Source organism: Eremococcus coleocola ACS-139-V-Col8 (assembly GCF_000183205.1).
GTDB lineage: Bacteria > Bacillota > Bacilli > Lactobacillales > Aerococcaceae > Eremococcus > Eremococcus coleocola.
Genome location: NZ_AENN01000017.1, coordinates 113,963 through 132,117, shown reverse-complemented (window position 1 = coordinate 132,117; position 18,155 = coordinate 113,963). Strand labels below are relative to the sequence as shown.

At 40.4% G+C, this 18,155-nt stretch carries 16 protein-coding genes and 1 pseudogene; 8 read left to right on the top strand and 9 right to left on the bottom strand.

What is annotated here, in order from left to right; genetic code table 11:
- The first annotated feature begins 36 nt into the window (after positions 1-36).
- The 4 genes and pseudogenes from HMPREF9257_RS07365 to HMPREF9257_RS07350 all read left to right on the top strand — a co-directional run bounded on the left by HMPREF9257_RS07365 (position 37) and on the right by HMPREF9257_RS07350 (position 4,505).
- On the top strand, positions 37-888 hold the full coding sequence (locus HMPREF9257_RS07365) for an MBL fold metallo-hydrolase (protein ID WP_006418904.1): 852 nt from the start codon (positions 37-39) through the stop codon (positions 886-888).
- A gap of 113 nt (positions 889-1,001) precedes the next feature.
- Positions 1,002-1,901, top strand: coding sequence for a DUF7916 family protein (locus tag HMPREF9257_RS07360; RefSeq protein ID WP_006418721.1), 900 nt, complete (start codon positions 1,002-1,004; stop codon positions 1,899-1,901).
- A 298-nt stretch (positions 1,902-2,199) separates the two neighbouring features.
- Positions 2,200-3,370: pseudogene (locus HMPREF9257_RS07355) on the top strand (IS256 family transposase).
- A 355-nt stretch (positions 3,371-3,725) separates the two neighbouring features.
- On the top strand, positions 3,726-4,505 hold the full coding sequence (locus tag HMPREF9257_RS07350) for a hypothetical protein (RefSeq protein ID WP_006418902.1): 780 nt from the start codon (positions 3,726-3,728) through the stop codon (positions 4,503-4,505).
- A 123-nt stretch (positions 4,506-4,628) separates the two neighbouring features.
- Here the strand turns inward: HMPREF9257_RS07350 and sufB are convergent, their stop codons facing one another.
- Genes sufB through sufC form a run of 5 tightly spaced genes read right to left on the bottom strand, consistent with a single transcriptional unit; the run spans position 4,629 to position 9,764 of the window.
- Positions 4,629-6,017 carry a Fe-S cluster assembly protein SufB gene (sufB, locus tag HMPREF9257_RS07345; protein ID WP_425358106.1) on the bottom strand — a complete coding sequence of 463 codons (1,389 nt, stop codon included), beginning with the start codon at positions 6,015-6,017 and terminating at the stop codon, positions 4,629-4,631.
- The gene (gene sufU / locus HMPREF9257_RS07340; RefSeq protein ID WP_006418903.1) at positions 6,001-6,516 is read right to left on the bottom strand and encodes a Fe-S cluster assembly sulfur transfer protein SufU; all 516 of its coding nucleotides are present in this window, start codon (positions 6,514-6,516) and stop codon (positions 6,001-6,003) included. The genes sufB and sufU overlap by 17 nt, the downstream gene beginning before the upstream one ends.
- Positions 6,506-7,756, bottom strand: a complete 1,251-nt coding sequence (locus HMPREF9257_RS07335) for an aminotransferase class V-fold PLP-dependent enzyme (protein WP_006418828.1) — start codon at positions 7,754-7,756, stop codon at positions 6,506-6,508. The genes sufU and HMPREF9257_RS07335 overlap by 11 nt, the downstream gene beginning before the upstream one ends.
- A gap of 18 nt (positions 7,757-7,774) precedes the next feature.
- On the bottom strand, positions 7,775-8,980 hold the full coding sequence (locus HMPREF9257_RS07330; RefSeq protein WP_006418740.1) for a SufB/SufD family protein: 1,206 nt from the start codon (positions 8,978-8,980) through the stop codon (positions 7,775-7,777).
- A 10-nt stretch (positions 8,981-8,990) separates the two neighbouring features.
- Positions 8,991-9,764, bottom strand: coding sequence for a Fe-S cluster assembly ATPase SufC (gene sufC, locus HMPREF9257_RS07325; protein ID WP_006418929.1), 774 nt, complete (start codon positions 9,762-9,764; stop codon positions 8,991-8,993).
- Between the two features lie 161 nt (positions 9,765-9,925).
- Here sufC and HMPREF9257_RS07320 point away from each other — a divergent pair, with 161 nt between their 5' ends.
- Both HMPREF9257_RS07320 and HMPREF9257_RS07315 read left to right on the top strand, forming a co-directional pair.
- Entirely contained in the window at positions 9,926-11,203 is a 1,278-nt protein-coding gene (locus tag HMPREF9257_RS07320; RefSeq protein ID WP_006418971.1) for a S1C family serine protease, read from the top strand.
- A 394-nt stretch (positions 11,204-11,597) separates the two neighbouring features.
- Positions 11,598-12,725: a M20 metallopeptidase family protein gene (locus tag HMPREF9257_RS07315; protein WP_006418766.1), complete on the top strand. Its 1,128-nt coding sequence runs from the start codon at positions 11,598-11,600 to the stop codon at positions 12,723-12,725.
- 132 nt (positions 12,726-12,857) lie between these two features.
- On the opposite strand, the gene HMPREF9257_RS07310 is transcribed toward HMPREF9257_RS07315, so the two are convergent.
- Entirely contained in the window at positions 12,858-13,526 is a 669-nt protein-coding gene (locus tag HMPREF9257_RS07310; protein ID WP_006418802.1) for a potassium channel family protein, read from the bottom strand.
- A gap of 133 nt (positions 13,527-13,659) precedes the next feature.
- Between HMPREF9257_RS07310 and rlmH the strand changes: the two genes are divergently transcribed.
- The gene (gene rlmH / locus HMPREF9257_RS07305) at positions 13,660-14,139 is read left to right on the top strand and encodes a 23S rRNA (pseudouridine(1915)-N(3))-methyltransferase RlmH (RefSeq protein ID WP_006418861.1); all 480 of its coding nucleotides are present in this window, start codon (positions 13,660-13,662) and stop codon (positions 14,137-14,139) included.
- A gap of 232 nt (positions 14,140-14,371) precedes the next feature.
- Here rlmH and manA read toward each other — a convergent pair whose 3' ends face one another.
- From manA to HMPREF9257_RS07290, 3 genes are read right to left on the bottom strand one after another with little or no spacing between them, the layout of a single operon-like run.
- Positions 14,372-15,325, bottom strand: coding sequence for a mannose-6-phosphate isomerase, class I (manA, locus tag HMPREF9257_RS07300; RefSeq protein WP_006418856.1), 954 nt, complete (start codon positions 15,323-15,325; stop codon positions 14,372-14,374).
- 45 nt (positions 15,326-15,370) lie between these two features.
- Entirely contained in the window at positions 15,371-15,775 is a 405-nt protein-coding gene (locus HMPREF9257_RS07295; RefSeq protein ID WP_006418831.1) for a hypothetical protein, read from the bottom strand.
- Between the two features lie 13 nt (positions 15,776-15,788).
- On the bottom strand, positions 15,789-16,775 hold the full coding sequence (locus HMPREF9257_RS07290; protein WP_006418749.1) for a LysR family transcriptional regulator: 987 nt from the start codon (positions 16,773-16,775) through the stop codon (positions 15,789-15,791).
- A gap of 190 nt (positions 16,776-16,965) precedes the next feature.
- Between HMPREF9257_RS07290 and HMPREF9257_RS07285 the strand changes: the two genes are divergently transcribed.
- Positions 16,966-18,147 carry an acetyl-CoA C-acetyltransferase gene (locus HMPREF9257_RS07285; RefSeq protein ID WP_006418919.1) on the top strand — a complete coding sequence of 394 codons (1,182 nt, stop codon included), beginning with the start codon at positions 16,966-16,968 and terminating at the stop codon, positions 18,145-18,147.
- Positions 18,148-18,155 lie beyond the last annotated feature (8 nt).

Genomic DNA, 18,155 nt, shown 5'->3' with positions numbered 1-18,155 from the left:
CTGTATCCTTAATTAAGCAACTTAGAAAGTGATTAGATGTCTTTGGAAAAAACCTTAAATTTAAATATTAATAGTCCTTTTAAGCAAGGGCCATCTGACTTAAGCTTTTCAATTTTAGCTTCTGGTTCTTCAGGTAATTGTACTTATATTGAGTCGGCGACAACCCATCTGATGGTGGATGCGGGTCTAAGTGGCAAACGCATCGAAGGTCTCTTTCAACAAATTGACCGGTCACTTGCCCAAGTGGATGCCATCCTAGTCACCCATGAACATAAAGACCATATTCATGGGGTTGGGGTTTTGTCACGTAAATACAACTTACCTATCTATGCCAACCGAAAAACCTGGTCGGTGATGGCGAATATGATTGGTAAAATTGCTCCAGAAAACATTAAATATATTGAAAATGAAGAGATGATTACCATTGGAGATATTGATGTTTTAACCTACAATGTAAGTCATGATGCAATTCAACCACAATTTTATGCCTTTCAACGGTCTAAAAAGCAGTTTGTTATGTTGACTGATACAGGTTATGTTAGTCAACGACTTCGGGACTTACTGAAAAATGCCGATGCATATTTAATTGAATCCAACCATGAAATTGAAATGCTGAGGTATGGACCCTATCCCTGGTCCTTGAAACAACGCATCCTGAGTGATAAAGGACATTTATCGAATGAAGATGGTGCCTTAGCCATGATAGATTTAATCGGTGAAAAGACTAAAGATATTTATCTGGGCCACTTAAGTCGAGATAATAATACAAAGGTTCTAGCCTTGTCTGCCATGGAAGATACCTTGACACAGTATGATTTTGATATTAAACGTCAGATTAAATTGCATATGACTGATCCAGCTATGGCGACAGAACTAAAATATTTATAGAACTTCAGTATATGGGAGCGGGACTTTTTGTCCCTCTCCCGAGTTTTTTATAAATATTTGTGAAAGGGCTTTTCCGTGGTAAAATAGATCTATATTTAAAAGGAGGTTTTTACATGGTAAAACGTTTTTTAAGTGCGAATACGTCTGAGATTTTAGCAATGTCTGGTGCGGAATTAAAACAAAGTATAAAAGCATCAGAAGGCCGAATCATTGTTTCTGAAAATGTGGTCATGGCAGCGCCTGTGATTGGGGATATTACCAATGCTGAAATGGCACGCGCTTTCGGGGCAGATTTACTCTTGTTAAATGGTTTGGATGTTTTGAATCCAGTTATTAATGGATTGGGTGACTATGAAGGTAATTTTGTAGACCGACTTCATCATTTAGTGGGTCGTCCCATTGGGGTGAATTTAGAACCGGTTGACCCTAATATTGAGATGATGAGTGAGCTGATTGAAATTCCTAAAGGCCGTCAAGCTAATTCTGAAACCTTAGCTGAAATAGAAAAACTGGGGATGGATTTCGTTTGCTTTACCGGGAATCCAGGGACTGGCGTTACTAATCAAGCCATTATTGATACAGTCAAACAAGCCCGCCAATCTTATTCAGGCTTGATTATAGCTGGTAAGATGCATGCGGCTGGGGTGGATGAACCGGTCTTAGACTTGGATGTTGTGCAAGCTTTGATTGATGCCGGAGCGGATGTTATTTTAGCCCCTTCAGTTGGTTCAGTGCCTGGCTTCCAAGCCCAAGAATTGACTGAGGCAGTTAAGATTGCTCACCGTCATGGAGCACTTGTGATGTCTGCTATCGGTACCAGTCAAGAATCGGCTGAGCCAGAAACAATCCGGTATATGGCCATCCAAAATAAGATGTGTGGCGTAGATATGCAACATATTGGTGATGCCGGTTATGGTGGTTTAGCGCCAGTTGACAATATCTTAGTCATGAGCCGAGCCATCCGCGGCCAACGTCATACGCTCTCTATGATCGCGCGTTCAATTAATCGATAATTACTGATAGTTGTTAAAAAACAATCTTTCTACGAGACTTTTTATCTCAAGAAAGATTGTTTTTTTATTAGAGTGGATGGATATAAGCTATTTTTATTCGGTTGCCTAATCTAAAAGTATGTGATAAGGCTCTGAAAAGTATATATAGTTTTATAATTTACTTATATTTTATGGTTTAATAATGCAGTGAATAATTTCGATAAAGTCCATATAATTGTGTAAAAGATAAAAGGCCATGTAACAGCCCTTTTTCGGTACAATTTTTTTAACCACTAAAACATACCCAGGAGGACTTTACATGACCCAAGTACATTACACTGAATAGCGAAGAGATTGAAGACATTATTGAACAATCAGTTACAGATGATGTCTCGAAAAACATTTTAACCAATGTCTTCAACCAATTGATGGAAAACCAGCGAACGGAATATATTCAAGCTGAAGACTATGAACGATCTGAAGGCCGACGGACTCAACGAAATGGCTACTACGAACGAGATTTAACGACTCGCGTTGGAACGCTTGAATTACGAGTCCCCAGAACACGTGACGACGCCTTTTCGCCGACGGTTTTTGAACGCTATCAGCGAAATGAAAAGTCACTGCTCGCTTCAATGCTAGAAATGTATATTTCTGGCGTACCCACACGTAAAGTTTCAAAAATTGTTGAAGAATTATGTGGTAAATCAGTCTCTAAATCTTTTGTGTCAAGTCTGACTGAACAATTAGACCCATTGGTCAAAGAGTGGCAGAACCGATCGCTTTCGGATAAAAACTATCCTTACTTGATAACAGATGTGGTCTACATAAAGATTCGAGAAGATAATCGGGTTCTTTCTAAAAGTTGCCATATTGCGATCGGAATTACGGAAGATGGAGACCGAGAAATCATTGGTTTTATGATCCAAAACGAAGAGAGTGATGATACTTGGTCCGTTTTCTTTGAGTACTTAAAAGATCGAGGATTAAAGGGACCATCACTCGTTATTTCGGATGTCCATAAAGGATTAGTGTCTGCCATTCGTAAGTCTTTTACCAACACCAGTTGGCAAAGAGGCCAAGTGCACTTTTTACGAAAAATCTTTAGTTCAATTCCAAAAAAGGATTCAAAACCATTTAAAGAAGCGGTAAAAGCTATTTTTAAGTTTACAGATATTGAACTCGCTCGAACAGCTAAGAATGTCTTGGTCAGTGAATATAGTGATCAAAAAAAATATTCAAAAGCTTGTGAGATCTTAGATAATGGCTTCGAAGATGCTTTTCAATACACAGTCATTGGCGCAGGCCACAACCGCCTAAAAAGTACTAACCTCCTTGAAAGACTAAACCAAGAAATTCGTCGAAGAGAAAAGATCATTCGTATCTTTCCCAATCGAGCTTCAACTAATCGATTAATAGGCGCTGTTCTAATGGATCTTCATGATGAATGGCTGAGCTCTACAAAAAAATATATTAAGTTTGATCAGTAAGAAGCCGAAAAGACATTGTATAGTATTTTACACAGGATTGTGGACTTGACTATAATTTTTCGGAGATTATGGTTTATATTTAAAAAAACTGTAATGTCAATCTTAGTTTGTTTTTATAACATATATAAAATTTAATGATTTGCAATGAAAAAATATTATTTTTATAATTTACTTAAGAGGTACTGTAATCACTTTTTTAATATAGACTTATGTCTAAGGAACTCGCTAAAAGTTCACTAAGTTTAGAAGGGATGCGTCAAAATCAAACAATTTTAGGAGGAAGGGAGGTAATCAAAGTAGCTATATAGTTTTACTATCCAGGATAAGTTAGAATATTGCCAAAGGAGGTAAAATCATGCAAGCATTAAATAATAAGCAAGTAGTTAAGGCTTCACTTGCTTGTTTAGCTTCAATCTTTGTACTAGGAACGACCAGCCAAGTTAATCATGGGTGCGAATCCCTATTCTCTCCTGTTTCCGTTAATGCTCAAACAGTGTCACCTGAGGACCAAGCTCAGAAAATTTTGGGGCAATTGGTGGAACTTTACCCTGAGACTCCCTTGCCCAATCATATTTTAACGGCACAATCGCCTGAGTTCCTTTCTGCTGCGACGACCGGCCAAGAAAAAGATGGAAAATTCAAAATTCTTTATTATGCCACTGAAAATCCAATAGACTTAGACGATACAAAAGTTAATAACTTACAACCCCTTGCTTCATTTGAAAAAGTCACCTATCCAGATAAGAACCAAGCTCAAGAGGCTGTGAATCAAGTGATTGATACAAATGGTCAGGAAATTGATTTGGGCTATGGGATTATTGGTTATCAAAATGGTGGCGCTGGATCACGCTTTACTTATTGGCAGGAAGGCAATTGGGCGCTAGGGGTCCGGACCCCAAACATGGAGAATGCTGAGTCTATCGAACTTCCATATCAAGTTGTGACCTATTTGGAAGAGCACTTGTTGCCAGCACCCCGAGATAAGGGACAAATCAGCCTGGATGAAGGGGCTGCCTCTGATTTAGGTGTTAACCAAATTATTTGGCAAGAGGATAATATTGTCTATTCAATTAGTCATGTCGATCCGATGGCTGCGATTATTATGGCAACTTCAATCACTGAAGCTGCTGAATAATGATTAATGATGCAAGATAAGATTTTGGATAAATTTTACTAGAAAAGAAATGTTTTGTTAATTGAATAGTCAAAAAAACAGCTAGGAATACCTATAACATAGGATTCCTAGCTGTTTTTAAAATTAACCAACACTACCTTCCATTTCATATGAAATGAGTCGATTTAATTCGACGGCATATTCCATCGGTAGTTCTTTGGAGAAGGGTTGGACAAAGCCCATAATAATCATTTCAGTAGCTTGGGCTTCAGTTAACCCGCGACTCATGAGATAAAAGAGTTGTTCTTCTGAAATGCGCGATACCTTAGCTTCATGCTCTAGGGCAACTTGGCCATTATGAATCTCATTAAAGGGAATGGTATCCGACTTGGACAATTCATCCATAATGATAGTATCACATTCAATATGAGCCTTAGAACCTTGTGAATTGGGTCCAAAATAAGTTTGGCCGCGGTAGTCTACCTCACCGCCATCTTTGCAGATGGATTTAGAAATAATTGAGGAGGAGGTATGGGGCGCCATATGATAAATCTTAGCTCCGGCATCTTGGATTTGATCTTTACCAGCAAAAGCGATAGACATCACCGTGCCGCGGGCGCCGGCTTCTTTTAAGACGACGGAGGGATACTTCATGGTAGTGTGGGCGCCAATATTACCATCCACCCATTCCATCGTAGCATTTTCATAGGCATGGGTCCGCTTGGTAACTAGATTATACACATTATGGGACCAGTTTTGGATGGTGGTGTACCGACAATAAGCATCCTTTTTGACGATGATTTCAACGACTGCACCATGGAGGGAAGCAGTAGAATAAGTTGGGGCGGTACAGCCTTCCACATAATGGATTGAGGCCCCTTCATCCACAATGATCAAGGTCCGTTCAAATTGGCCAGTGGCTTCATTATTGATGCGGAAGTAAGTTTGTAAAGGAATATCACATTTCACTCCCTTAGGCACATAGATAAACGATCCACCAGACCAAACGGCCCCATTTAAAGCAGAAATGAAGTTATCATTGTTGGCTACAACAGTAGCAAAATACTCTTTGAAGAGTTCTGGGTAATCCCGTAAGGCTGAGTCGGTATCGGTAAAAATAATCCCTAATTTATCAAATTCTTGTTTGAGGTTATGATAAACCGCTTCGGACTCATATTGGACGGTGGCTCCGGCTAGATAGGCTCGTTCGGCTTGGGGAATCCCTATTCGCTCAAAGGTATCCTTGATTTCTTGCGGGACTTGGTCCCAAGACCGTGCGGGTCTAGGGGTGGCTTTTTGATAGTAAATAATATCATCAAAGTTGAGGGCAGATAGGTCAGGCCCCCAATCGACCATATCTTGCTGATAGAATTCTTTAAGAGACTGGAGACGAAAGTCTAGCATCCATTGGGGTTCTTGCTTTTCTTTGGAAATAGCTCGGACAACTTCTTCTGAAAGCCCCTTGCCAGTGGAAAATAAAATTTCGGCTTGGTCACGGAAACCGTATTGGTAATCATTAATTTGTGGAATCATGGCCATGACTTGAGTCACTTCCTTTCTGAGTTTGATCTTGTAAATGTTGGTCAAGACAAGCTTGACTAGCTTTCCAAGCTAAGGCAGCACACTTGTAGCGGGCGGGAAATTTGCGGACGCCGGCTAAGATAGTAGCATCTTTGAGTTGGGCTTGGTCTTGTAAACTTAAAGAATGGGTTTGCCCCTGGTCGTCTAGACCGCCAATTAAGAAGTCAAAATTTTGAATCAATTCCTGGGCTTGGTCTAAATCGTGTCCTTTGAGGGTTTGGGTCATCATCGAGGCTGAGGCCAAGGAAATTGAACAGCCTGTTCCCATAAAGGAAATGTCCTGGATGATTCCATCTTGGACTAACATTTGAACCTCTAATTGATCACCGCACGTAGGATTATAGAGTTCCATCCGGTAGTTAGCTTGGGCGAGTGACCCAAAATGTCGAGGATGTTGGGCGTGGTCAAGGATGGTCATTTGATAGAGATCATTTAATTGTTCAAGCCCCATGGGTAAAAAACTCCTTTACTTTTTGACTCGTAGCTAAGAAAGCATCAATTTCAGCCTGGGTGTTATAGACGCCAAGACTGACCCGCAGACAGGCAGGAATCTGTAGTTGCCGCATTAAAACCTGGGCACAATGGTGACCCGCTCGGAGAGCAACCCCTTCTAAATCATAAGCTGTGGCTGCATCGTGGGGATGAACGTCTTGAATATTGAAGGCTAAAATACCGGTGCCGGGTGGTGAATAAATATCAAAACCACCGAGCTCTCCTAAGCCTTGTCGAGCATAGGCAGCTAAGTCTAGCTCATGTTTTTGAATGGCAGAAAGCTCTAAATCTTGGATAAAGGCGATACTTTCTGGTAAGGCTAAAACCTGGGCTAGGGGTGGGGTTCCGCCTTCAAACTTCCAGGGGCCTTCTTTATAGCTCGCTTCATAATCATTGACTTGATGGATCATTTCACCCCCATAGAAGAAGGGGCGGCACTGGTCTTGGAGGTCGGACTTTAGATAACAAAGACCGAGACCTGAAGGCCCATACATTTTATGACTGGACCAAACATAGGCATCCACATCCCAGTCTGATATGGCTAGTGGCAAGTGGCCCGCAGCTTGAGCCCCATCTACAATTAAGAGACAATCGTATTGGTGGGCCAATTCGGCAAGTGCTTTTAGGTCTTGGATTACGCCCAAGACGTTGGAGACATGGTGGATGACCAAGGCTTTGGCGCCAGTTTCTAATTGGACTTGAAGGTCGGCTAAGTCTACTTGATAGTTTGGCTTAAGTTTAAGATAGTGGAGTTGGCTGCCGGTCTCTTGGCAAAGTACTTGCCAAGGGACTAGATTAGAGTGGTGCTCCAGACGGGTAGTTAGAATGCGGTCGCCGGCTTTCATACGGGGTTTCACTAAGCTCTGGGCTAGAAAATTTAAACCAATTGTAGTGCCGCCATTAAAGAGAATTTCTTTAGCGGATTCAGCACCACAGAAGTCAGCCACGGTTTGGCGGCAAGCTTCATAGGCTTGCGTTGCTTGGTCAGCTAGTTGATAAATCCCCCGGTGGACATTGGCAGATTGGGTGGCATAGACGTGACTTAATTTATCAATGACTTTTTGAGGTTTCTGACTCGTAGCGGCGGTATCTAAGTAAATTAAGGCTTGGTCTTGGATGGGTAAGTTTAAATAAGGAAAGGCTTGGCGAATTTGGTCTTGTGGCCAAGCTATCTTTTTGGGTTTGTTGTGGGCTTGCATGGCCCCTCCTTTCTGGCACTATGCACGTAAGGATGCAAGTTTCTGATCCATAATTGCAATCACTTGGTCTTGAACTTGACGGCTAGGCATACTATGAATAACTGAACCTAAAAAGCCACGAATAACCAAGTATTCTGCTTCTTTACGTTTGAGACCGCGGCTCATTAAATAATAGAGTTGGTCAGCATCAATTTGACCGATGGAAGCGGCGTGACCCGCGGTGACTTCAAATTCATCGATTAAGAGGATAGGGTTGGCATCACCCCGGCCCTGGTCACTGAGCATGAGGACCCGACTTTCTTGTTGGGCATCGGCTTGTTTGGCCCCCTTGATGATATGGCCGATTCCGTTAAAGCTTAAACGGGCTTGGTCTAAGATCACTCCATGTTGGTAAATATGACCGACAGAATAATTGGCTTGGTTGACAACTTTAGAATCAATGACTTGGACCTGGTCTTGGTTGGCAATGGCCACAATCTGAACATAAGACTGTGATCCTGGTCCTAATAGATAGGTATCTAAGTCAAGAATAGTATTGGCTTGATTCATAGCAGCAATTGACCAATTGATTTGGGCATCTTTCTGGGTAGCTCCGTAGCGTTTAAGATAGAATTGTCCTTGAGCGGAGTCAATGGCATCTAAGGCAAGATAGTTCACTTGAGCTCCTTCGTTAGCAATTACTTCTACCATCAGACTGCCCTTGTTGGCTTGCTGGCCTTGACTTTGAAGGCGTTCCAAATAGGTAAAGTGGCTATGGTGGTCAGCTAAGAGGAGGATGCGTTGATTAAAGCCGGCTTGTTTTTGATTATTAATGAGAACTGTGATATCAAGTGCTTGGTCTAATTCAAGATAGGGTGGCACATAGATAAAGAGTCCTCCTTGTAAGAAGGCCAAATTATAGGCGGTAACTTGGTCGGCTTGACTATCTATCACGGAGAAAAGGTTGTCTTGAATTAAGTCAGGATAGGTAAGGCAGGCTTGGAAGAGGTCCATGATGATGACCCCAGATTGGGCTAACTGAGTAGCATCGTAATGGAAGACTGGAATATCTTTTAAATCACTTTGGAAGAAATCAAAATCTGAAAAATCAACCCGTTCAATTTGGGGTGGGGTCAGACTTTTCCAAGTTTTTTTGGCTACTTCCATTTTATTTAAAAAACAAGTGGGGAATTTCTTTAAGTTGGGAATTAAAGCTTGGTGTTGGTCCATCGTAGGTGTGTGCATATGCTACCTCCTAGGCGTGTAGACTATCAAGGTCAAACCCAAGCTCTTTAGAAATTTCCTTGTAGCCTTCTGCTTCCAAGCGCTGCGCTAGTTCGGGCCCCCCTGTCATGACAATTTTGCCATCCATCATAATGTGAACAATATCAGGCTGGATATAATTTAAGAGACGTTGGTAGTGGGTAATAATTAGAGAAGAGAATTCAGATCCCCGCATGGCATTGACACCCTTGGCAACCATTTTTAAGGCATCGATATCTAGGCCAGAATCAATTTCATCTAGAATCGCAAAGGCTGGTTCAATCATGAGGCATTGAAGGATTTCATTGCGCTTTTTCTCACCGCCCGAAAAACCTTCGTTGAGGTAACGAGTGGCCATACTTTCAGGCATATCCAAAAGTGCCATTTTTTGATCTAATTTTTGAATAAATTCGGGAATTCCCATTTGATGGTCTTCATCACGACGGGCATTAATTGCAGCCCGCATAAAGGTGGCGTTGGTGATACCAGGAATTTCAGATGGATATTGCACGGCTAAGAAAAGTCCAGCTCGGGCGCGTTCATCCACTTCCATGGCTAAAACATCTTGGCCGTCTAATGAGATTTGGCCTTGGGTTATTTCATAGGCCGGGTTGCCCATAATGGCTGCTGCTAAGGTAGATTTTCCTGTTCCATTGGGGCCCATAATGGCATGGATTTCACCACTATTAAGGGTAAGATTGACACCCTTAAGAATTTCTTTACCTTCTATTTCAATATGTAAATTTTTAATTTCTAAAGTTGACATAGTGTCCCTCCATTCATCTTGTCTTCTTTATTATAATTCAATTTCGTCCATATTTAATCGTTTTTTATTAATAATTAATGAAAAATAATTCACACAGATTTCATAAATAGATGGTATAGTAATTTCAATCAATAAAAGATACCAACGAAGGGATGATAAAGATGACGATGAATTATAATAAACAAAAACAAAAAACGACCTACTGGCGAGGAATTTTCTCAGGCTTGGTCGGAGCTCTTGTCTTAGGTCTGACTTTCTTACTGATTGGATATGGTTTTAATTACCGGGTACAACCGGTACATTCACAAGAACAGCCACTCTCTTCGACTGATTTTGAAAATACTATCACTTCAGTGGTTGATAAAACTCGGGATGCTGTCGTGACAGTTTCAAATTATCAAAACCAACAAAATTTACAAAATGCTCTTCCTTTCCCTTATAACCAATTCCAAAATCAAGAAGATAGTCAAGGCCAAGAACAAGGTCAAGATGGTGGGATTGATTTAGATAAATTTGATAGTCAACAAGTTTTAACTGCAACAGGGTCTGGCGTTGTCTATAAAGTAGATGGCAAAACAGCTTATATTGTAACCAACCACCATGTGATTGATGGTGCCGATTCGGTTGAAGTCACCATGGCAAATGGGGATACCCTTGAAGCTAAAATTGTGGGTTCAGATTCACTCAGTGACTTAGCGGTTTTAAGTATTGATGCTTCAAAGGTCACCCAAACGATTGAATTTGCGAAATCTGAAGATGTGAAAGTCGGTAATATTGCCATTGCAATCGGATCTCCAATAGGGTCTGAGTATGCCTCTTCTGTAACCCAAGGGATTGTGTCCGGCCTAGACCGACAAGAACAAGTTGACTCTGATGGTGATGGTAATCCAGACTGGGAAATGACCGTCCTACAAACAGATGCTGCAATTAACCCTGGTAATTCTGGTGGCGCCTTAGTGAATAGTCAAGGTAAATTAATTGGGATTAACTCATCTAAGTTAGCCGATGAAACTATTGAAGGAATGGGCTTTGCGATTCCAGCGGATGATGTTGCTAAGATTGCCCAAGAACTTGAAGAAAATGGCCAAATTGTACGTCCACAATTAGGGGTAAGTATGTATGACCTTTCAGCAATTTCTTTGAATTCTCGCCAAGAAGTTCTTAAATTAGATGAAAACACCACCGATGGTGCGATCGTAGTAGAAGTAGTGGCTGGTTCTGCTGCTGAAGAAGCCGGTCTGCAGCAATATGATGTGATTACTAAAGTTAATGATACCGATATTACCGATAGCCAAAGCTTGAAGAAAGCACTTTATGATTACAAGGTGGGCGATACCATTACGGTAACCTATCTCCGTGAAGGTAAACAAGCGACTGCCAAAATTACTTTAAAAGCTCCAAATAACCAAACTAATACCATGCAAGGCAGTCAAAACTAAGTTTAAATTAAGAAAAAATCTAAAAATGTCTCTTTCAAAATAAATAGATATTAACAGACCATACAGCACTTATCCACAGAAATCTGTGAATAAGTGCTGTTTTTATGGAATAACGGTGGGTAAGTAATAAGTAATACACAGAAAACTGTAGATAAGTTAATATTATTTGTTCAAATCATCCCAGATGGCTTGTGCATAAGTAGGATTTATCAGGCTTGGTTTAATGCATTAATATGTCAGCATATTATCAATAAATCTATAAAAGAGGGGTTAGGGATAGAACAATATTGTGATGATTAAGTAAACTCTAATGGGATTCTAGTTAACCAGCTCTTGAGGCTAGGGGATATATTTCCTATAATAGCAGTGACAAATTACAGAAAGAAGCGTTTGTATGCTCAAAGAAGATTTAGCAACTTGCATCGATTTACGTCACCAACTCCATCGTCATCCAGAACTATCTTGGCAAGAAACTTGGACTAAGGCTAATTTACTCCATTTTCTAAAGGAAAAAACAAATGTTTTTGAGATTGTGGATAGAGGTCATTATTTCTATGCTTTTTATCAAGGTGCCAGTGACCCTGAGGCTAGCGCAATTGCCTTTCGGGCAGATTTTGATGCCTTACCGATTGAGGATAAGATTGCAGCAGATTATGTTTCACAAATACCAGGCAAGGGCCATAAATGTGGTCATGATGGTCATGCGGCAACCCTGTGCGGCTTAGCCTTAGAAATTAACCGGCTTAAGCCTGAAAGAAATGTTGTACTCCTCTTTCAACCGGCTGAAGAAGTGGGAGAAGGAGCTAAGGCTTGTTTAGATATTTTTGCAGAATGTAAGATTGACAGTTTCTATGCTTACCATAATTATCCTGGGCAACCTTTTCAGACCGTTGCTTTAAACAAGGGGACTTTGGCACTGACATCGAAGGGGTTAAATTTGTATTTTAAAGGGAAACCCTCCCATGCCATGCGTCCCGAAGATGGGATTAATCCCTCTTATGCTATGGCTAAATTGGTGTCCGCTTTAGAAAATATACAGACAGACCACTCCTTATTTAAAGGAATGATCCGTTTGACGATTGTCCATGTCGCTGTGGGAGAAAAAGCTTTTGGCATTTCTGCAGGGCAAGGGGTTCTGCGACTCACTATTCGGGCCCTCTATGATGAGGATTTACAGCATTTAGAAGACCTAGTGGTAGCGCAAGCTCAAAGTTTGAGCAAGCAGTACCAGCTAGAATTTTCTTGGGATAGTCAAGAATATTTTCCAGCTACGGTCAACCATAGTGAGGCTGTTGATAAAATATGGCAAGTCTGTCAAGGTCAAGGCCAAGCGATTAAGGAATTAGAAGAACCCTTCCGAGCCTCTGAAGATTTTGCTTACTTTCTTCAAAAAGTACCTGGAGCCATGTTCTTTATGGGAGACGGGGAAGATTATGCCCCTTTACATACAGAAGGCTTTGATTTCCCAGATGGTTTGATCGAACCTGTAGTGGAAGTCTTCTATGGGTTAATTCAAGCGTAAATGTAAATAGTTTAATTTAAGATAAAAAAGGCAGACCCAGAAAAAATCAGCGATTTTCTCTGGGTCTGCCTACCTAAATATTGAGGGCTTAGATTAGTTAGCCCACGTTTAAAATTTATAGTTTATACGAGCTTAATGGATGTTGCCGAGATAGTCTTCGTGTTCAAAGGTATGCGAATTTGCAATCCCTACTAGGACAATTTCATCAGGTAAGGGGTCACTAATTGGGACCCCGGTCATTGGTTCCCCTTTTTCTGGCCGGATTCCAATCAAGTTAATTTCATATTTTTGGCGGAGGTCTAATTCTTGTAAGCTCTTGCCAACCCATGAATCAGGAATATCAAATTCGATGACGGAAGTATTTTCATCGAGACGGAGGACTTCATCAATCCGGTTACGTAAAAGTTTAGAGGCTAGGCGGTAACCAGAATCTCGTTCTGGTGAAATCACCGCGTCGACCCCTACTTCATAGAGGACTTCTTCAAAGGTTTTGGAATGAGCCTTAGCAATGATCTTTGGTACATGAAGTTTTTTGCAGTGCATGACTGCAAGTACGGCGGATTCTAGGTTGGAACCGGTAGCGATAATCACCACGTCGCAGTTAATAATTCCGATATTTTTTAAAAGTTCAATATCAGTAAAGTCCCCTACAGCACTGTAGGTCACTGCATCAGCGATGTCTTGGACTTTTTGTTCAGAAGTATCAACTGCAATGACTTCTGACCCAAACCGGCCCAACTCTTTGGCAACCATTTGGCCGAAGACACCTAGGCCAAGGACACCAATAATTTTTTTAACCATAATAATTTCCTTTCTCAAATGAAAAAATTCGTTCATGCTTAGAAAAGCATAACAAATTCCCTGCAATTGTCAATTATTGTAACTATAAATGAAAAGTTTAAAATGGTAGGATAGTAAAGAAGGGGGTCTGGTAATGAATATTGATATTATCAGTGTGGGTAAGTTGAAAGAAAAGTACCTTAAGCAGGGGATAGAGGAATACCATAAGCGGATGGGACCTTATGCTAAAGTGAATTTACTGGAAGTTGCCGATGAGGCAACGGCTGAAAATATGTCAGAAACAGAAATTGAACAAGTCTTGGCTAAAGAGAGCGATCGTATTCTGTCACATATTGCCAATGATCGTAAGGTAATCGTTTTAGCAATTGAAGGCAAGCTAATTTCCTCTGAGGATTTGGCTCAACAATTGGATGACTATGCCACTTATGGGTCATCCAAAGTGACCTTTGTTATTGGAGGGTCTTTAGGCCTCCACCCTAAGGTCAAAGCACGAGCTGATTGGATGGTTTCCTTTGGTCGGATTACCTTGCCTCACCAGTTGATGCGTATGGTCTTAATGGAACAAATTTATCGAGCCTACCGGATTATTCATGGCCATGCTTACCATAAATGAATATTTTAAGCTAATAGCAAAAGCTAAGGACTGGGCAAAAAAGCCCAGTCCTTCTTTTTTATATTAAAATTCATATGATGCAAGGCAGTAGTTTGCTGTGCTTCATTATTGAATGAAGTTGAACTCATATCTTCATTCAACTGTTGGAGCACTAAGTCGCTTAGCTCCTAGTGTTCCAGCAAGCTAAAATCAGGGATTTTCTACTTCTTGCCCGCTTTCTAGCATTTTGACTTTATTCTGACTTGGGGTGGGAAGTGATTAAAGTTAAATCACCACTGATTTGAATCTCTTTTTGGCCATAAGGCAAGATAAAAGAATCCGCTAAATTTAAGGGATAGGTCTGACCATCAAGGGTCAGTTTACCTTGGCCTTCAATGACGGTGGCTAGATAATAGATAGGTTTTAAATCAAGCTTGATTTGGTCAGTGACTTGCCATTTGTAAACCGAGAAGAAGTCATTGGCTAAAAGTTGCTGAATTGATCCGCCATCAAGATCTTCTTGCCATTGATTGACGGGATCTTGGTAATGCGGGAAGCGGGTAACTGCCAGGGAGTCTTTTAGATGGAGGGGTCTTAGCTTACCCTCATGGTCTGGCCGGTCATAATCATAGACTCGGTAAGTGGTATCTGAATTTTGTTGGGTTTCGAGAATAGTGATACCCGCTCCAATGGCATGGATGGTTCCGGCTGGTACATAGAAGAAATCACCCGTTTTAACGGGAACCTTAGTGAGGAGCTGGTCCCAATCTCCTTGGTCGACAAGCTGCTTGAATTCTTTAGCATCATGAGCTTGGTGACCATAGATGATTTGCGCCCCCGGTTGGGCATCGAGGATATACCAACATTCGGTTTTGCCCAGTTCACTTTCGTGGCTTAAGCCGTAGGTATCATCGGGATGGACTTGGACAGATAGGTCAGCTTTAGCGTCTAAGATTTTAACTAGTAAAGGGAACTTTTCAGGTGGATTTGGGCCAAAGAGGTCAGGATTTTCCTGATAGACCTGACTTAAACTTTGACCGGCGAATTCTTGGGGAGAAAGAATGGGGGAGTCGCCATTGGGGTGAGCGGAAATAACCCATGCTTCCCCTGTGGTTTGGCTGAGAATATCAAAATGATAAATATCCTTTAACTTGGTCCCACCCCAGATTTTGTCTTGGAGAACAGCTTGAATAAATAATGGTTTCATTACAATTCCTTTCCTAATTTAATGTTTATACAGTTTAAGTCGGGGTCAGTCTTCATGTTCCTTGAGAAAATTGACTTGAATATCCTTCATAAAGAAGTGGAGGGTACAAAAGACTAAACTCATGGCAATCACACCTAGGACTAAGTCCAGCATGGTATCGGCATAAATCAGCATCTTCCGGGCAATAACGAAGAGGACGAGTTCAAGAATGGCTCGGGTTGAATGGGATAAGAGCATAAAGATGAGCTCAATCCCAACAATAAGTAATAAGGCATAACCGAGAAAACCTTGAAAAACTGAATAAGTTTCTTTGGTATTCGATTCGAGTAAAAGGCCAAAGTACTTGGCTAGATCAATAAAGCCAATAGCAATTCCGATAGCTAGTGCCGAGGCAATAAATAATTCCAGAATACGCGAATATTTAACTAGATAATATTTGACAGTTTTCATAAGACACTCCTTTTTATTTATATTTGTTTATATTTTTTAAAATAATTGGCATGTTTTGATAATCAATTAATCTGTATGTTTCAATTGGGAAGATGTTATTTGAAGCAAAGAAAAAATTTTGCAGACTTTGGATTGTATATTTTTCTAATAGACTGTAAGGACTTTTTTTTGGAAAGACCATGGCGACGTTCCAGGGAAGAGGATCTGCGAAATTGATACGAATTAGATCATTCGTATTCATAAATCGTTCAATAGTCCGAGGTAGTATAGTTAAACAATCTGCTGTTTTAACCGTTTCTACTAAGAAGTCCCATGATATAGACTGATTAATAAAATTGGGGTGGACAATCTCTTCTTTAAGCTTGTTATCTAATAATCTTCGTATCATAAAAGTTTGATCAAATGAGATTATATCTAAATTATCTAATTCTTTCCACTGAATTGGGCGATGAATTGATTGTGCCAGTTCGTGGTTTTTATTTACATAAACTGAAAGAATATCTTCAAATAGGGTCACTTCATAAAAGTATTTATGGTTAATACGGTTAGGCTGTAGAATAATTGCAATATCAACACCACCCTTTTCAATTTTATTCACTAAATCAAAGGCTCCAGCTTCAATGATTTCAAATTTAATATTAGGGTTTGAGGAAATTAATTTAGAAATAACCGTGGTAAAGAGCACACTCAGAACTAAAGGTGGGATTCCAATTCGGATTTTACCGCTGGGATAACGGGATAGATTACTTAATTCTTCCAACAAAGTATCGTGGATTTGTATAATTTGCTTTGCTCGTTCGTATAAAATCTGCCCAGCTGGAGTTAGTCCAACATTTCGACCACCTTTTTTGTAAAAGACTTCAATATTTTCACTTTCTTCGAATTGTTTAATTGTTTTAGATAATGTGGGCTGTGAAATATGTAATTTATTTGCTGTAATACTCAAGTTAAATTGACAGTCAACAATATTCACAAAATATTCCAGATGATTAAAATTCATAGAACCCCCTATAATAAAAAGTAATAGAAAACGATAACAAATCAGCTATACCAAGCTTTGTTGCATAGCGATGGGTTATTATAATAATATCACATTACTTTTTGTTATCAAAGGGAATGAAAAACATTCATTTGTAATCGTTTACATTTTTAGCTATATTGAGAGTACAAATTGATAGGAGGTTGTTAATGTGGAAAATGTAGTGATTGTAGCTGCTAAAAGAACAGCCATTGGTTACTTTGGCGGAAGTTTGAAAAATCTTTCAGCTGTTGATTTAGGAACGTGTGTTGTAAAGGCCGTGTTGGATGAAGTTAAACTTAATCCAAGTGAAGTCGATGAAGTGATCTTTGGTAATGTCTTGCATGCTGGCCTTGGACAAAATGTCGCACGACAAGTTTCGGTCAATGCTGGAATCCCTGTCGAAAAAACCGCATTTACCATTGATATGGTCTGCGGGTCTGGGTTAAAAACAGTTGAACTTGGGGCACAAAAAATTATGCTAGGTGATGCAGACGTAGTTGTTGTGGGCGGAACAGAAAATATGTCACAAGCCGCCTATGTTGTGCCTGGTCATCGTTGGGGCTCCCGTATGGGAGACGGGAAAGTAATTGATACAATGCTCAAAGATGGGCTCACCGATGCATTTAATAAGTATCACATGGGGATTACGGCAGAAAATGTCGCGGAAAAATACCAAATTAGCCGAGAAGAACAAGATTCTTTTGCTCTTTCTAGTCAGGAAAAAGCGCAGAAAGCGCAAGAAGCTAACCGTTTTGAATCAGAAATCACACCAATTGAAATCCCACAAAGAAAAGGTGACCCTGTCATCTTTGATAGAGATGAGTATCCTAAGCATAATAGTAAGTTTGAAAAACTGAGTGGGCTACGTCCTGCTTTTAAAAAGGAAGAGGGGACAGTAACGGCAGCAAATGCTTCAGGAATCAATGATGGGGCAGCCGCCTTGATTTTGATGTCTGAAACTAAGGCAAACGCCTTGGGCTTAGATATACTAGTTAGGATTAAGTCGACGGCTACAGCGGGAGTGGATCCTAAGATTATGGGTTGTGGGCCAATTCCAGCGAGTCAAAAAGCCTTGGAAAAGGCGGAATTAAAGGTATCTGATTTAGACTTGATTGAAGCAAATGAAGCCTTTGCGTCTCAAGCGCTAGCTGTGTCCAAAGAATTAAAATTTGACAGTGAGAAGGTAAATGTGAATGGTGGAGCAATTGCTTTAGGCCATCCAATTGGTGCAAGTGGGGCCAGAATCCTAGTTACATTAATTCATGAAATGATTCGTCGGGATGTACAGTATGGTCTGGCTACCTTGTGTATCGGCGGCGGACAAGGTGCTGCAGTTATTGTAGAAAGATAAGGTGATAA

Excerpts from the sequence above, each read along its gene's own strand:
- HMPREF9257_RS07320 (WP_006418971.1), top strand. The coding sequence starts at position 9,926 with ATGACGATGAATTATAATAAACAAAAACAAAAAACGACCTACTGGCGA.
- rlmH (WP_006418861.1), top strand. The coding sequence starts at position 13,660 with ATGAATATTGATATTATCAGTGTGGGTAAGTTGAAAGAAAAGTACCTT.
- HMPREF9257_RS07295 (WP_006418831.1), bottom strand. The coding sequence starts at position 15,775 with ATGAAAACTGTCAAATATTATCTAGTTAAATATTCGCGTATTCTGGAA.
- HMPREF9257_RS07360 (WP_006418721.1), top strand. The coding sequence starts at position 1,002 with ATGGTAAAACGTTTTTTAAGTGCGAATACGTCTGAGATTTTAGCAATG.
- HMPREF9257_RS07310 (WP_006418802.1), bottom strand. The coding sequence starts at position 13,526 with ATGGTTAAAAAAATTATTGGTGTCCTTGGCCTAGGTGTCTTCGGCCAA.
- sufC (WP_006418929.1), bottom strand. The coding sequence starts at position 9,764 with ATGTCAACTTTAGAAATTAAAAATTTACATATTGAAATAGAAGGTAAA.
- HMPREF9257_RS07315 (WP_006418766.1), top strand. The coding sequence starts at position 11,598 with ATGCTCAAAGAAGATTTAGCAACTTGCATCGATTTACGTCACCAACTC.
- sufU (WP_006418903.1), bottom strand. The coding sequence starts at position 6,516 with ATGGGGCTTGAACAATTAAATGATCTCTATCAAATGACCATCCTTGAC.
- manA (WP_006418856.1), bottom strand. The coding sequence starts at position 15,325 with ATGAAACCATTATTTATTCAAGCTGTTCTCCAAGACAAAATCTGGGGT.
- HMPREF9257_RS07350 (WP_006418902.1), top strand. The coding sequence starts at position 3,726 with ATGCAAGCATTAAATAATAAGCAAGTAGTTAAGGCTTCACTTGCTTGT.
- HMPREF9257_RS07365 (WP_006418904.1), top strand. The coding sequence starts at position 37 with ATGTCTTTGGAAAAAACCTTAAATTTAAATATTAATAGTCCTTTTAAG.
- HMPREF9257_RS07330 (WP_006418740.1), bottom strand. The coding sequence starts at position 8,980 with ATGCACACACCTACGATGGACCAACACCAAGCTTTAATTCCCAACTTA.
- sufB (WP_425358106.1), bottom strand. The coding sequence starts at position 6,017 with ATGATTCCACAAATTAATGATTACCAATACGGTTTCCGTGACCAAGCC.
- HMPREF9257_RS07335 (WP_006418828.1), bottom strand. The coding sequence starts at position 7,756 with ATGCAAGCCCACAACAAACCCAAAAAGATAGCTTGGCCACAAGACCAA.
- HMPREF9257_RS07290 (WP_006418749.1), bottom strand. The coding sequence starts at position 16,775 with ATGAATTTTAATCATCTGGAATATTTTGTGAATATTGTTGACTGTCAA.